A 14,215-nucleotide genomic window follows, 5' to 3' on the forward strand; every position below is an offset into this window, starting at 1 on the left:
AACAAACAGGAGTGAAGGAAATGACGGAAAGATTTTTTCTATATGATGATATGGAACAAACAAAAACGCGATTCGTAAGCTTCATGGGGGAGCATCAACGCTACGACCTTGCTTTAATGCAAACTGATCGATATTACGGAAAAAAACTAGTACTCGACATTCAAGGAGGACGTTTTGCGATTATTGGACAAGATGATTTAGAAGAGCCTGGCTATTTAGAAGAAGTATTTAAGCTATCCGATGAAGAAGCCGCTGAACTGCGTGACTTCCTTTATGAAGTGATCTAAGTATAAACAACCAAGCCACCGGGGATGTTAAAACTGGAGGTGGCAAACATGATAGATGAAGAAGAACAATATACGGATTTCTCCAATGTTGAAGTCAGTCGCAATTATTTAATCCCTGAACAAATGCCAGAAGGCCCGTATGGTGCACCGCGTAATAAATATGAACCTGTTGAAAATAAATCTACACCATGGCGAAAAGGACAGCGTTATTTCAGCGCCTTCAATTATGAAAATAAATCGCTTCATCAACATTTACCTCGGAACATGGAAGGTGCTCATCCGCCCCATGACAATCCTGATGAACAGCAAGATGAAGCCATTTATAAAGATATCCCTCCCAACACGTAAAAAATCGAGCCCTTTGCTCGATTTTTTACTTTTTGACTTTTTTGGCGACGAAATAGGCACAGCCAAAATTGCAGTATTCATACAAATATTCCTTAAGCGTACCAATCTTTGTATCAAACGTTGCCTTTTGATTTTTATCTTCATAAAATCCTTTTAGACGTAGTTGACCGTATCCCCAATCGCCGACAATATAGTCATATTTGGATAAAATATCACTGTACCGCTCTCGAAAGACTTCTTCTTTAAAGCCATCGTTATACTCATCAATGATTTCATAGCAATGATTTTGAATACAAACCACCTTTATCATTCCTCACTTTCCTTCTTTCATTATAGCCGATCAGCCATAAATTACTAAGCAAAAAAATACATTGAGCCGGGCAAGCTAGTTGTTGAGGGGGTGGCAAGTTTGAAGAAACCTTTAATGATGGCAGGACTTACAAGCATCATGCTTCTAGGAGCATGTACGATGAATGACCAAGACAATGCCGCTGGTGGTATTTATAAAGAAAATGGCAATACGATTAATGTTCGCAATCGAGAGGATCTTTACAATCCTAACGACAGAAAAACAAGCGATGTTGAATTGATGACTGATGATCGCTCCGATGATTTTGGTTACGTTCGTCAGCAAAAAAGCCCGATTCAAGGTGAAACCGTCTCATACAAAAATATGTACACGATGGACCGCGAACGTACAGCTGATGCGATTAGTAAATTAAGCGTAGCACTTCCAGAGGTCAATGATTGCTCCGTGCTCGTGACAGACGAGGAAGTATTAATCGCTTATGACACTGACGCCAAAACAAAGAAAGAGCGTACAGAAGCGGCCGAGCAAGTGAAGAAAACGGCAATGACTGTCGTTCCTCGCTGGTACAATATATATGTAACAGATGATGTCGGACTTCGTCGTGACATCGAAAATATTGCTCCAATGGGGGCCGATGTGGATGGTGCGCAAGATACGATTAACCGTACCATTAAATTAATGACGAAAACTTCCCCTCAAGGCTACACAAACGGTGAAATGAGCGACCGTAATATGAAATAAAGTGAAACTTCAATCAGCGGGGGTTTTACTGCCCATTCATGCGGGATAAATAAAATGGGTCTGACAAAAGTCAGACCCATTTGCAAATTATGCTTCTAGCTTCTCTTTCTCTCCAAGCTCTTGCTTCGCTTTGGTTGCTGAGTTCACTTGTTCATCGGCATGATAAGATGAACGAACGAGCGGACCTGCTTCACAATGGCTAAAGCCTTTTGTCATGGCGATCTCACGAAGCTCCGCAAATTCATCTGGATGGTAATACTTTTGTACTTTTAAATGCTTTTTAGAAGGCTGTAAATATTGTCCTAATGTCACGATATCAACATTATTGGCACGCAAATCATCCATCGCTTCAATAATCTCTTCTTTCGTTTCTCCAAGACCGATCATAATGCTTGATTTCGTTGGAATATCCGGCTGCATTTCTTTTGCACGGCGCAGAAATTCAAGCGAACGTTCGTAAGTCGCCCGCGCACGAACTCTTGGAGATAATCGCTTCACCGTTTCAATGTTATGATTTAAAATATCAGGGCGTGCATCCATTAGCATTTTCAAGTTTTCCTCGATGCCTCCCATATCAGAAGGAAGAACCTCAATCGACGTGAACGGATTTTTGCGACGGATCGCTCTTACGGTTTCTGCAAAAACAGCCGCTCCCCCATCCTTAAGATCATCACGAGCAACAGCAGTAATAACGACATGCTTTAAGTTCATGAGTTGAACGGAATCTGCTACGCGCTCTGGCTCTTTCCAATCTAACTCAGTCGGCAAGCCGGTTTTCACCGCACAGAAGCGGCAAGCACGAGTACATACATCTCCAAAAATCATAAAAGTTGCTGTGCGTCGAACAGCCCAACACTCATGAATGTTCGGGCATTTCGCTTCTTCACACACAGTATGAAGATTATTTTCCCTCATCATTTTCTTTAAACCGGTATAGTTTTTGTTTGTGTTCAACTTTATTTTTAACCAATCTGGTTTACGTAAATGCTCCTCTTTTTTGCTCATTTCTTTCATCTCCAATCAATTGTGCACTAGCTACAAATGTGTATGAATTCAGACCTTTCTGATGTCACTTTAACATAGTACATCTTTTTATACAACCGATTGTTCGCTTGTCGCATTCCCTCAATTTAACAAGCATGAAATGATTCGTTAATGACAAAATAATGAGTAAATAGTTCACTTAGGAGGGAGTTGTTTTGCAAAGAATTGGTGCTGTTTGCTTATGCCTTTTACTATTGCTGATCACGCCTGTACAAGCGGAAGAACCGAATAATGATCAACAACATTACCATAAACGGATGAAGCTGTTTCAAAAAACGGAGGCGGTGACATCTATTCCATGGTATTACTATGCGGCCATCGATCAATATGAGCGAAATTTACGATTCGTTAGGGATGATTTACCTAAGCCTAATCATAACATTTCTATTTATATCCCAGAGGAGAAATGGAGCGGACTTCTCAATCCAAACAAACAGGATACGAATCCTTATTCCATTGCTGCTTTTCATGGAATCGGCACCGATGGAAATGGGGATGGAAAAGCAAGTCGGACGAACAATGAAGATATTCTTGCTGCCATAGGGAATTATCTTTTAACGTATGGAACCGACCATGATAGCATTAAAATTGCCCTATGGCGGTATTATGGGCGTGATAAAACGGTCAGTATGATTATTGGAAATGCTCGTATGTATAAAGCGTATAAAAAGCTTGATTTACAAAAAAAAGAATTCCCTCTTCCTACCAACTACAACTATACGTACAAGAGCACATGGGGAGCCGCTCGTGGCTGGGGTGGACGACGCATTCATGAAGGGACTGATATATTTGCTGATTATGGCGTACCTGTCCGATCAACGAGCTATGGCATTATTGAAATGAAAGGATGGAATCGCTATGGCGGCTGGAGAATCGGGATCCGTGATATTAATAATACGTATCATTATTACGCTCATTTAAATGGATTTGCCAAAGGCTTGAAACTTGGTCAAACAGTAGAGCCGGGCATGTTAATTGGCGGCGTTGGCAGCACCGGTTACGGCCCACCTGGAACGTCTGGGAAATTCCCACCACATCTTCATTTTGGGATGTATAAAGACAATGGACGAACCGAATGGTCATTTGATCCGTACCCTCATTTAAAAGTCTGGGAAAGACAAAGCAAAAGAGCTGGCTCCTAATGAAAGAGCCAGCTTCCTCATTTATCCCGCATTAACGGGCTGTAAAACCCCCACTGATTGAAGTTTCACTTTATTTCGCTTGTTTTGCTTTCACCACAGCATGTGCAATACTTGCTACCATGCCGCCCCATATAATAACGACTCCAATAATCATCATTGTGATTGCACTTCCATCCATGATCATGAAACCTCCTTATCAGAAGTTGACGAATGCAGCAGCTCTTTCTTCCACGGCTTTACATACATAAAGACAAAGCCGACGAGAATCACTCCGATTGCAACGGTCCAACCGTAAGAGTTAATGAAATTTTGTGGATAGTCTCCATAAGGTGCTGTAAAATTTTGGCGAAGGTTATCAAACATCATATAGCCTAAAACAACTGGTGTAATCACGCTTAAACAAATCTTCCACCAAGCGCCTAGCTGAATATCAGACACTTCATCCGCATGCTTTTTCAGTGGGTCAAGCTGCTTAAATACCCATGCTACCAATACCACTTCCACTAATCCAGCTAATGCCACTCCAAAGTTATTAATAAAGTAATCCACAACATCAAGGAAGTTTAATCCTCCTCTTGTCGCATAAATTAATGAGATAAGAGAAGCAGCTCCTCCTCCAATTAATACAGAGGCTGTACGAGAGACATTAAACTTTTCCTGAACGCCAGCAATAAAAGTCTCTACAATCGAGATTAATGATGTGAATCCTGCTAATAACAGCGAGGCGAAGAATAAGAAGCCAAATAGCTCATTAAAAAACGGAAATTCATTAATAATTTGTGGGAACACTGCAAAAGCGAGAATAACCCCACTGTTTACGACTTCTTGAACAGGCACACCTTGTTGAGCCGCCATGAAGCCAAGCGCGGAAAAGACACCGAAACCTGCAAGTAATTCAAACGCAGAGTTACTAAACCCTGTAATAAATGCATTGTTTGTAATATCCGATTTTTTTGGTAAATAACTTGAATATGTGATCATGATGGCAAAACCAATAGATAAACTGAAGAAGATTTGCCCATAAGCTGCAATCCATACCTTCCCATCTGTCAGCTTAGCCCAATCCGGTTTAAAGAAAGCATTTAACCCTTCAACTGCTCCATCTAGTGTGATCGCTCGAATAACGACCATCAAAAACAACACAACAAGCAATGGGATCATAATTTTTGTTACTTTTTCAATCCCTTTTTTCACTCCGGCAATTAATACACCAAGAACAACGACCCATACAATCACTAATGAAATGAGAATTTGTGGGACAAAGCCTCCAAACGCCCCTGCTTCACCAACTTGTAAATAGTCTGTTAATAAAAACGTTTTCGGGTCATCTCCCCAAGATAAGTTAAAAGAAAAAACGGAATAAGATAAAGCCCATGCTATGATAACGGAATAATAGGTTGCAATAATAAATGAAATCGCGACTTGCCACCAACCGAGCCACTCCATCTTTTTGTTCATACGAGCAAATGACAATGGACTCGACCCTCGATACTTATGCCCAATGGTAAACTCTAAGATGAGCAATGGAATCCCCGCTGTTAATAGAGCAAATAAATACGGGAGGAAAAAAGCTCCGCCTCCATTTTCATATGCCACCGCAGGGAAACGCCAAATATTCCCTAGACCAATCGCCGAGCCTACAGCTGCAAAAATAAAACCCGCTCTCGAACCCCACATCGGACGTTGTTGATCCATAAAAATACCTCCTCCACTTTTAAATTTTTGAATAATTAATATTTTCTGATAATTTAGATAACTAATGTTTATTATATACAGTAACATTCATTTAGTAAATATCTTTTTAAAAGTTTTCTGAAGATAGTGTTCTCGATAAACAATAGTCGGTCTTCCTAATTGGTCATTAAGTCATTTTCCCTCCCCCCCTTGCTTCTATTTCTATGCATGAATATTCAAGAAAAGTCCCCTAACAAATAAAAGCCCCAGACAGAGTCTAGGACTTTTAAATCAAGCTGCTCGAGCTTTCTGTTTACTTTTTAACATCAACATCACAATGATCAGTAATCCAAGGCAAACAGCTAACGATATTCCAGCACTTCCCGTTACACCTAACACAATATAGCCAATAGAAGCCAATACCGCAGATAATATCGCATATGGAATTTGCGTAATGACATGATCAATATGATTACATCCTGCACCTGTTGCTGAAAGAATCGTTGTATCAGAAATAGGTGAGCAGTGGTCACCGAATACCGCTCCCGCTAACACAGAAGCCATCGCTGGTAAAATCAATGATACATCCGTTGCCGCTGCTATATCGCCAGCAATCGGAAGCAAGATCCCGAAAGACCCCCATGAAGTACCTGTTGAAAAGGCCATGGCCCCCGCCACTAAAAATAAAACGAAAGGCAGAAAAGCGACATTCATATTTGATTGTGCCACAAGACTAGCCAAATATGCCCCTGTACCTAATTGATTAATAAGCGTCACGATCGTCCAAGCGAAAAACAAAATATAAACAGCTGGAAGCATCGATTTGATTCCTTCCCATACGCCCGTAAAAAATACATTTTTCCCTAAAGACCCATGGGTAAATGTTTGACGGAAATACATCGCTATGGCCACGGCTAATCCGAATAGACCACCATATAACAATGATTTTGCTACATCCGTGCTTTCAAAAATCTTCAATAGCGTCACATCACCTTCAACCGCTTGTGATCCCGTCCACATCATCGCTGACACGGTGCCAACGATTAAAGCAATAATTGGCCAAATTAAGTCGCCAATCGTTCCTTTTGAACTAACCGGTAAATCTTCCTTCAATTCCCCTGATGCTTGACGACCGGATAGGCTTGGCAAACCGGTTTCTATCGCATGATCTTCATGCTTCTTCATCGCCCCAAAATCTACTTGCATAATAGCGGTTAAGAACACAAGAGCTAAAGCAACCCATACATAAAAATTCATTGGAATCATTTGAATGAAGGCAGAAAAAGCACTTATCTCTGTGATTTGATGTGTAGCTAGAACAGTACCCACAATCCCAATGATATACGCTCCCCAACTTGAAATCGGTGAGACGACACAAACAGGAGCAGAAGTCGAATCAATAATATAGGCTAATTTTGCCCTAGAAATACGTTGACGATCGGTAATCGGTCGTGAAATTTGTCCAACTGCAAGTGCATTGAAATAATCATCAATGAAAATAATAATTCCAAGAACGGCAGACAGTATTTGGGCCCCCGCACGAGTTTTCACGCGCTGAATCGCCCATTCTCCAAACGCTCGGCTTCCACCAGAAATATTAATAAATGCGGTAATCACACCGAGAATGAGCAGGAAAAAGATAATATAAATATTCCATGTACTCCAGCCATCCTCTTTCGTATAAATATTTCCTGATGCCGCTTCCCAAGTAATGCTTAACATCTTTTCAAAATTAAAATTAGACAGCAGTAAAGCTGAAGCCAGAATCCCAATTCCTAAAGAAAGCAGGACCCGCCGAGTAAAAATGACCATTAAAATGGCCAACACAGGCGGTATTAAAGAATAGATTGATTGTTCCATAGTTGATCCTCCTACCGATGAAAAAAGAGGACAGGCTCTGAGAGGAATTTTAAAGAAAATAAAAAAAAGCAATGATAGAGAAAACTATCATTACTTTTTTGTAATGTAAGTCATTCCTCCATCGTGTAGCTCCCCATTGCAAATAGCTTCTTTACAATGAGAGTGTTACCTTTCTTCAAGATAACCCCAGCACTAAAGACTTTGACACGTCTAAAATACTTCGGCAAAATCACCTTTCACTTGCGATCTTTGTTGTCATCCTCACGCAAGCTACTCATCAATTTTGCAGCCTCTACCCCACCGGATTTTGATAAGGTTAATTATTTTATTACTAAAATATTAACAGTTAATTTTACTTTTGCCAAGCTATTTTTCAAATCAGCATCATTCACTTATTAATTTTCTCTTATATTTTTCAATCCATAGGCAACTCAAATGATGGATTCGCCCCACTGCCACCTCCACCGCCACCATTATAAAAGTTCGGTACTTCTCCTTTAATTAGCCCCATTGCCACAGGGATATCTTGCTTCACCGTCGAATATTCCGTCGCAAATGGAACGATGATTTGCACATTGACTTCCAATTCAATAAACACTTCCACATACGCATTATTAATACCATAAGGCTTCACTTTCGTTTTCACATTGGAACTCACGTCCCCCACGGCATGAAAACGAATCGGAATTTGTGGACCGAGGTTACCAAGCAACGCATTATTCGTTACTTGACCTAACGGAATATAGTACACAATCCCTTCCATATTTTTTGTTCCCTCGTTTTCAATTTCCACATCAGAAATCAATTCAAGCACTTCTAAATTACCTTTTTCGGCTTCTTTTAAATTTAATTGAACAAGATTTGTCGTTTCTGCGAGCACACGATTAATAATTTCTGTATTCAATTTCGTAATCGATGGAGGTCCAGGGTCCGTTTCAATAACGTCATTAATATCCATTACATTGACCATTTTTTTATTCACTGCTTTGCTAATGACCATCGAAGCAATCTTTCTCGTTTCCGTTTTGGCATAACCGATGAGCGTCGGCTTAATGTTTTTATTAATCATCCATAAACTGAAAGCTGTGGAAAAAGAAAATAGAATCAGCGTAATTAACATGACATATCGTAAAGGGAGCGGCCCTCTTCTTGATTTCCATTTCCTTTGTGCAGCCAAAAAAATCCCTCCTTCTCTAAGCTATATGTATGCTTAAAAAAGAAAGGATCATGCCTTATTTTGTATACGAAGTTAGCTGAAGCAGCTTCCACTCCATAACATCTCGCAAAAATTCCGGCATAAAATATTTTTTATGAGTAGCTCGATACAGTGGCTGAAAGAAATGCCCAAAGGTAAACATATCTAATGTCGCTAATCGATAACGCTTATCCGCTTCTATTTCTTGTCCATCGATTTTGAAATGATAATGTATGGGATCCACTTCCAGCTTGTCATAAACAAATTGCCCCATTACTTTGCCGCGAAATCCGAATCCTTTAATCGCCAAGTGAGGCCATTTCTTATCAAAGGTTTGTCTCAAAACTTCTTTCAGTTCGGCCCCTGTTAGTTCAATGAGACAAGGGTTAATTGGATGTGGAAGTATGCGATGAAGATCGTATTTCGTGACCACTCCAGCATCCAGTCCATCTAGCACAACCCCAGCATTTAAAAAGGCTCCATCCGCTTCACACCACTCCGTTAACGCTTCACATAATAGTTGTGGCAATTCAGAAGCCTCGAACCAATGACAGCTGAAGGGTCGAGGAAGTGAGACAACCCGTTGTTGCAATGCTTGCCGACCCCGCTCATAAAATTGCTGAATGCTCTCTTGCTCTTGTAAGGGGGCATCTAACTCTTCGCTCGTTTGATACACGCGAGCTTTCTTCGAGACAATGCTTTTTGTTTCTAAGTCGACTTCTAGTTGTATATGACCAACATAATAGCCAAATTTCCCTGCCGCACCGAGTAGCTTGCCATTGACTAATTTCCCTTCATGAAACAAATGATGCGTATGTCCCCCAAGCACCACATCTACTCCGGGTACATCTTGGGCAATTTTTTCATCATCATACATGCCTAAATGGGAAAGCGCCACGACAAGATCTGCCTGTTTCGTTAATTGTTGTACTTGTGTTTGTAGCTCATTAAAAGGCTCTGATATTTCCCAGCCTAGCCCTTTATAAAAAGCAGAATAATAGGCAGTTACTCCAGTGATGCCGAGCTTCAAGCCATTGTTTAACTCAAATACAAACGAAGGAAGAGCCCATTTTGGACGGCTGCCATCTTGGTCAAATAAATTAGCGACGACAACCGGAAAGGCTGCTTGTTCATATAGAAGATCTAATCCTTCGTGGGGCAATGTGATGCCTTCATTATTTCCGATCGTCACCGCATCATAGCCTGTTTCATTTAACCGTTCCACATTCGCTTGTCCGAGCGTACCTTCTGTTAAAGGATGAGAGCGGTCCACATGATCGCCTATATCAAAAATGAATACTTCTTCGCCCGCTTCTTCATGCCATGCTCGTCTTTCTTGTAAAAATTGATGAATACGAGGCCAATTTTCAAAATGACTATGAAAGTCATTTGTATGATAAATATGAATCGTTGTTTTCAAACTTTCACCTCATTTTCAGGCATCAAACAAGCCCCTGATAAATTAAGCGGATGCCCATAATAATTAAAACAACTCTCAAAACAGTCACTAATGTATTGGACTGTAGCCTTGAGTTTAAGTAAGCACCGAGTTTGGCTCCAACCCATGCACCAGGAATTAAAGCAAGTGCATATAACCACACAACATTACCAAATGCCACATGTGTAATTGAACTAGTAAGTGAGGATAGAAAGATCATAAACATTGATGTGGCCACCGCTACATGTGGAGGGAAGGAAAATAATAGAATCATAGCAGGCACCATTAGCGCCCCTCCACCTATACCGAAAAGCCCTGAGCAAAAGCCGACAAAGAAGGCAATCAGGATAGCTGTCATTGGTTGAAAGCTATATGTATGAACCTCGCCACTAAGTTCGGTAAATTGCCGTTGAATACCCTTATTACTCTTTAAAGCTAAAGGCTTAATCTTTGAACGAACCATCAAAACAAACGCCATGAAAATCATAAACAGCCCAAAATAAATATTGAAAGAGTCCATATTCAGCGCTTTATTGACATAAGCACCAACAATACCACCCGGTCCGCTCCCAATGAAAAAAATCAGTCCACTTTTATAATCGACCGTCTTATGCTTCATATAAGCAAGCGTAGAAGACAGCCCTGTAAAAATCATAATCACAAGTGAAGTTCCCACCGCTTGCTGTGGGGATAACCCCATCAACAGGCTAGTCGATGTACTGAAGAACAAGAGTGATGGCACGATAATAATGCCGCCCCCTAGCCCAACGAGCGAACCAATTGTTCCCGCTACTAGCCCGATCGTAATTAATATGATCCATTCCATCCAAAATCCACCCTTCTTAAAATAAATCGAGCTGACGCGACGCCAAATCCTCATAAGTAATATCAGCTAATTCAATAAAGCGTTTCGCATTGTTAGCCGCATGCCCACCAGAGTTATTATTGAATAACACATAAATATGTTGACTCTGCTTTTGCAGCTCGTTCGCATATTCTACCCATTGCTGCAGCTCATCATCATTATAATCGTACAAGTATCTCACTTCTCGCCAATTTTGATTGTTTTGTTTACGCCAGCCATGTACGTTGCGGCCATGCAAACGGACGAGTGTTTTGATGGAATCCGTCGCCTGCAAAATGATCGGCACCGACCCTTCCCCCGCCTGCGGTTCGTCACAAACCGTGTGAATCCACTTCTCTTTTTCCATAAAAGTAAGCGTCTGCTCGATATATTCTGGCAAGTACCACGATTGATGGCGGAATTCGAGGGCAAGCGGTAAATCCCCCATTTGCTCTTTGCAGTAACGTAAATAGTTCACATTTTTCCGCTGACAATCAAACCAAGGCGGAAATTGAAAGAGCACCATCGCAAGTTTTTCAGACTCGATGAACGGCTGGAGCGATTCATTAAAACGTTGAAACATCTCTTCTTTCGATTCAAATGGAATCTCTCCGCGCTGATGTCCCGTCATGCCTTGATAAGCCTTCACAATAAACTTGAATTTTTCCGGCGTCTCAGCAACCCATTTCTGCATATTCCGCAGTGGCTGTACCGCATAAAAACTTGCATCCAACTCGACAATCGGAAAATGCGCCGCATACTCCATCAGCTTATCTCGAGAGGCCACACCGTGTTGATACAACGTATCATGATCCCCCCAGCCAGTTAAACCAACATATATCATAGGCTCTCACCTCTTTTTGTTATATTTTATCATAATTTTGCTTCGGGATTTGCAGAGTGGTGTGGATTTTTTACTGACTCACGAGATCGATTTACTGAATTGGAAGCGACTTTTCATGAGTCGGCGTGGATTCACTGAATTGAGAGGATTTTTTGATGACTCACAAGAGCGATTTACTGAATTGGAAGCGACTTTTCATGAACCAGCGTAGATTCAATGAATTGAGAGGATTTTTTACTGACTCACAAGATGGTTTTACTGAATCGGAAGCGACTTTTCATGAGTCGGCGTGGATTCACTGAATTGAGAGGATTTTTTACTGACTCACAAGATGGTTTTACTGAATCAGACCCGACTTTTGATGAGTCAGTGCAAATTTACTCAATCTAAAAAAGACACCGAACAAACGCCAAAGCGCTTATTCAGTGCCCTCAGTTCTTCCGTAAGGCTATAAGTCAATTCAGTTTACTTCTTTTAAACCTTGATAGCATACTCACAAACACAACTGAAATCATCCCACTAAAAATAAATAGGCAACTTATTGGAATCAAGAAGAAAGGTTCTACTAACGTGCCATCTGGTTCTACTCTTGAACCCATCATATTATAAACAATTAAACCGATCACTCCTAAAAAAATTGGTGTAGCAGCTAATAGGTATTTATTCTTTTTCATCATACATTCTCCTCTAATCATATACTCAGGGTTGATATTTTTTATATTCTAAAATGTCACCTGGTTGACACTCTAGAACCTCACATATTTTTTCTAAAGTGGAAAATTTAACAGCTTTTGCTTTTCCAGTTTTTAAGATTGATACATTAGCCATTGTAATTCCTAGTTTTTCTGATAGCTCTGTCAGGCTCATTTTTCTTTTAGCCATGACAACATCAAGATTTACGACAATTGGCATACTAACATCCCCTCTAGATTATTAAATGGTTTGATCATTTTCTGTTTTAATTTCGATAGCTACTTCAAATAATTTCGCTAAAACCGAACATAACAGACCTATCGTGATGCCAATAAATGCGACTACGATGATAGGACCTCCTAAAACAGTATACTGAAAAAACTCCACCGAATATTTTAAAGAACTTACACACGTAATAAAAAGAATTACCTCACTAAAAGAACAAACTGCAATCATTTTTAATGATGTTACACTTTCACTAGAAAAAGGGGTGTTTTTAACTACTAAACCAGAAAGCTTTTTTAATTTAAATAAGGCAATCACATACGGTGTGGCACATATATAAATACAAGCTGAGACACTTAATACTAAGGAAGTATCCAAAAGACCATACTGACTTTTAAAAAATGCTGTAACAATCATTGGTGTTCCAATCAATAAAATAAACGTAACAATGATTCCGAAAACTAATACGAGATGTAAAGCAACAGGGCTAGTTAATTTCTTCATTGTTTAACCTCTTTTCTTTTTTTATTTATTATAAATAAACATTTATCGTTTTGCAATAATAAATATCTGTTTTTCAATACTTTTTTATTTAAAAACAATATTTTATCGTTAGCAACATAACAATTAGCCATCTTTTCTTATTCACAAATAAAAAAGGACACCAAATAAACGCTCATGCGTTCATTCAGTGCCCTCGTTTTTTCCGTTAGGCGATATTTTTACTTCTACCTATTAGTCAATGTCAAAACTCTGTTCTTGGTCTTGATCTTGATCCTGGTCCTGGTCTGAATTTGCTCTTGAACGTACTCTTGCAGCAGAATCTGAGTCTACATCGATGTCAATACAAATATCAGCATTTCCACTGCGGACAATCTTAGCAATATTCGTGTTTCTATCGATGTTTTTCAATTTATTGTCATTGTCGTTATCATTGTCATTTCGTACATCGACATCAACCTCATTATCAATATCTACATCTGTTCTAACCTCGTTATCGAAATCTGCATTTACTCTATTTGCTCTAATATTGTCATCGAAATCTGATCTTGAACGAACGTTCCTTCTGCGTCTACTAACTTTCTTTCTCCGTTTGCTACTAACTTTCTTTTTACGTTTGTTGTCTTTACCTGGAAACCATACTTCACTCATTTTTCTTCCCCCTTTCTAAGCTCTTGCTGTATTTTATTCATATTAATTTGTTTTGAATGGACAAACCGCTTAGATAAAAGACATATTTTCAGATTATTTAAAACCTTTTTAAATTGTAATTATGAAAACATGTTAATAAAAAATCTAACTTTCTCTTATAATCATCCACTCCTTTCTTAGATCACTGCATTTAATAGTATTAAGAAAGGAGGTGTTCAATTTGAGAGACCAGGGCTTTCATCACTTCGCCCACAGTCTGGTAGGACAAGAAGTTGAAGTTATCACAACTCAAGGCACCCATTCGGGAACCCTGCTATCTGTAGGCAGTGACTCTATTATTTTACGATCTAGAATGAATGGACGTTTAGTACGCTTAGCTATTCGAATCGCCTTAATTGTCGCTCTGTTCCGATTAGTA

17 protein-coding genes and 1 riboswitch are annotated in these 14,215 nt (G+C 39.8%); of the genes, 4 read left to right on the plus strand and 13 right to left on the minus strand.

The features are described from left to right. Positions 1–20 precede the first annotated feature (20 nt). A complete protein-coding gene (locus WDJ61_RS14615) occupies positions 21–287 on the plus strand; it encodes a DUF3055 domain-containing protein (protein WP_338750964.1) in 267 nt (88 codons plus the stop codon). 48 nt (positions 288–335) lie between these two features. Then, entirely contained in the window at positions 336–635 is a 300-nt protein-coding gene (locus WDJ61_RS14620) for a cytosolic protein (protein WP_338750966.1), read from the plus strand. Between the two features lie 25 nt (positions 636–660). Here the strand turns inward: WDJ61_RS14620 and WDJ61_RS14625 are convergent, their stop codons facing one another. Further along, positions 661–936, minus strand: a complete 276-nt coding sequence (locus tag WDJ61_RS14625) for a YutD family protein (RefSeq protein ID WP_338754812.1) — start codon at positions 934–936, stop codon at positions 661–663. A gap of 108 nt (positions 937–1,044) precedes the next feature. Between WDJ61_RS14625 and WDJ61_RS14630 the strand changes: the two genes are divergently transcribed. Further along, the gene (locus tag WDJ61_RS14630) at positions 1,045–1,686 is read left to right on the plus strand and encodes a YhcN/YlaJ family sporulation lipoprotein (protein WP_338750968.1); all 642 of its coding nucleotides are present in this window, start codon (positions 1,045–1,047) and stop codon (positions 1,684–1,686) included. An 87-nt stretch (positions 1,687–1,773) separates the two neighbouring features. Here WDJ61_RS14630 and lipA read toward each other — a convergent pair whose 3' ends face one another. After that, positions 1,774–2,691 (minus strand): lipoyl synthase, encoded by a 918-nt coding sequence (gene lipA, locus WDJ61_RS14635; protein ID WP_338750970.1) that lies wholly within the window; start codon positions 2,689–2,691, stop codon positions 1,774–1,776. A 194-nt stretch (positions 2,692–2,885) separates the two neighbouring features. On the opposite strand from lipA, the gene WDJ61_RS14640 reads away from it, so the two are divergent. After that, on the plus strand, positions 2,886–3,872 hold the full coding sequence (locus tag WDJ61_RS14640) for a M23 family metallopeptidase (RefSeq protein ID WP_413789020.1): 987 nt from the start codon (positions 2,886–2,888) through the stop codon (positions 3,870–3,872). A gap of 70 nt (positions 3,873–3,942) precedes the next feature. Here the strand turns inward: WDJ61_RS14640 and WDJ61_RS14645 are convergent, their stop codons facing one another. From WDJ61_RS14645 to WDJ61_RS14695, 11 genes are all read right to left on the minus strand, one after another. Beyond that, the gene (locus tag WDJ61_RS14645; RefSeq protein WP_338750972.1) at positions 3,943–4,050 is read right to left on the minus strand and encodes a methionine/alanine import family NSS transporter small subunit; all 108 of its coding nucleotides are present in this window, start codon (positions 4,048–4,050) and stop codon (positions 3,943–3,945) included. Positions 4,051–4,052: 2 nt separating this feature from the next. Further along, a complete protein-coding gene (locus WDJ61_RS14650) occupies positions 4,053–5,567 on the minus strand; it encodes a sodium-dependent transporter (RefSeq protein WP_338750974.1) in 1,515 nt (504 codons plus the stop codon). A 270-nt stretch (positions 5,568–5,837) separates the two neighbouring features. Beyond that, positions 5,838–7,406: a Na+/H+ antiporter NhaC family protein gene (locus WDJ61_RS14655; protein ID WP_338750976.1), complete on the minus strand. Its 1,569-nt coding sequence runs from the start codon at positions 7,404–7,406 to the stop codon at positions 5,838–5,840. A 118-nt stretch (positions 7,407–7,524) separates the two neighbouring features. Then, a riboswitch (Lysine riboswitch) is annotated at positions 7,525–7,709 on the minus strand. 112 nt (positions 7,710–7,821) lie between these two features. Further along, on the minus strand, positions 7,822–8,583 hold the full coding sequence (gene yunB, locus WDJ61_RS14660) for a sporulation protein YunB (RefSeq protein WP_338750978.1): 762 nt from the start codon (positions 8,581–8,583) through the stop codon (positions 7,822–7,824). Between the two features lie 55 nt (positions 8,584–8,638). Then, positions 8,639–10,021: a bifunctional UDP-sugar hydrolase/5'-nucleotidase gene (locus WDJ61_RS14665; protein ID WP_338750980.1), complete on the minus strand. Its 1,383-nt coding sequence runs from the start codon at positions 10,019–10,021 to the stop codon at positions 8,639–8,641. 22 nt (positions 10,022–10,043) lie between these two features. After that, positions 10,044–10,865, minus strand: coding sequence for a sulfite exporter TauE/SafE family protein (locus tag WDJ61_RS14670; RefSeq protein WP_338750983.1), 822 nt, complete (start codon positions 10,863–10,865; stop codon positions 10,044–10,046). A gap of 16 nt (positions 10,866–10,881) precedes the next feature. Beyond that, on the minus strand, positions 10,882–11,727 hold the full coding sequence (locus WDJ61_RS14675) for a DUF72 domain-containing protein (protein ID WP_338750984.1): 846 nt from the start codon (positions 11,725–11,727) through the stop codon (positions 10,882–10,884). Between the two features lie 455 nt (positions 11,728–12,182). Beyond that, positions 12,183–12,401 carry a DUF3955 domain-containing protein gene (locus WDJ61_RS14680; protein WP_338750985.1) on the minus strand — a complete coding sequence of 73 codons (219 nt, stop codon included), beginning with the start codon at positions 12,399–12,401 and terminating at the stop codon, positions 12,183–12,185. A 25-nt stretch (positions 12,402–12,426) separates the two neighbouring features. Then, on the minus strand, positions 12,427–12,639 hold the full coding sequence (locus WDJ61_RS14685) for a helix-turn-helix transcriptional regulator (RefSeq protein ID WP_338750987.1): 213 nt from the start codon (positions 12,637–12,639) through the stop codon (positions 12,427–12,429). A 21-nt stretch (positions 12,640–12,660) separates the two neighbouring features. Then, positions 12,661–13,149: a DUF2975 domain-containing protein gene (locus tag WDJ61_RS14690; RefSeq protein WP_338750989.1), complete on the minus strand. Its 489-nt coding sequence runs from the start codon at positions 13,147–13,149 to the stop codon at positions 12,661–12,663. Positions 13,150–13,380: 231 nt separating this feature from the next. Continuing rightward, complete coding sequence (locus WDJ61_RS14695) at positions 13,381–13,797, minus strand: hypothetical protein (protein ID WP_338750991.1); 417 nt, start codon at positions 13,795–13,797, stop codon at positions 13,381–13,383. Between the last annotated feature and the right edge of the window lie 418 nt (positions 13,798–14,215).

The sequence above is a fragment of the Bacillus sp. FJAT-52991 genome (assembly GCF_037201805.1).
Taxonomy (GTDB): domain Bacteria; phylum Bacillota; class Bacilli; order Bacillales; family Domibacillaceae; genus Bacillus_CE; species Bacillus_CE kandeliae.

Coding starts and splice junctions, on each gene's coding strand:
- WDJ61_RS14615 (WP_338750964.1), top strand. CDS start 21: ATGACGGAAAGATTTTTTCTATATGATGATATGGAACAAACAAAAACG.
- WDJ61_RS14620 (WP_338750966.1), top strand. CDS start 336: ATGATAGATGAAGAAGAACAATATACGGATTTCTCCAATGTTGAAGTC.
- lipA (WP_338750970.1), bottom strand. CDS start 2,691: ATGAGCAAAAAAGAGGAGCATTTACGTAAACCAGATTGGTTAAAAATA.
- WDJ61_RS14645 (WP_338750972.1), bottom strand. CDS start 4,050: ATGGATGGAAGTGCAATCACAATGATGATTATTGGAGTCGTTATTATA.
- WDJ61_RS14650 (WP_338750974.1), bottom strand. CDS start 5,567: ATGGATCAACAACGTCCGATGTGGGGTTCGAGAGCGGGTTTTATTTTT.
- WDJ61_RS14655 (WP_338750976.1), bottom strand. CDS start 7,406: ATGGAACAATCAATCTATTCTTTAATACCGCCTGTGTTGGCCATTTTA.
- WDJ61_RS14670 (WP_338750983.1), bottom strand. CDS start 10,865: ATGGAATGGATCATATTAATTACGATCGGGCTAGTAGCGGGAACAATT.
- WDJ61_RS14675 (WP_338750984.1), bottom strand. CDS start 11,727: ATGATATATGTTGGTTTAACTGGCTGGGGGGATCATGATACGTTGTAT.
- WDJ61_RS14680 (WP_338750985.1), bottom strand. CDS start 12,401: ATGAAAAAGAATAAATACCTATTAGCTGCTACACCAATTTTTTTAGGA.
- WDJ61_RS14685 (WP_338750987.1), bottom strand. CDS start 12,639: ATGCCAATTGTCGTAAATCTTGATGTTGTCATGGCTAAAAGAAAAATG.
- WDJ61_RS14690 (WP_338750989.1), bottom strand. CDS start 13,149: ATGAAGAAATTAACTAGCCCTGTTGCTTTACATCTCGTATTAGTTTTC.
- WDJ61_RS14695 (WP_338750991.1), bottom strand. CDS start 13,797: ATGAGTGAAGTATGGTTTCCAGGTAAAGACAACAAACGTAAAAAGAAA.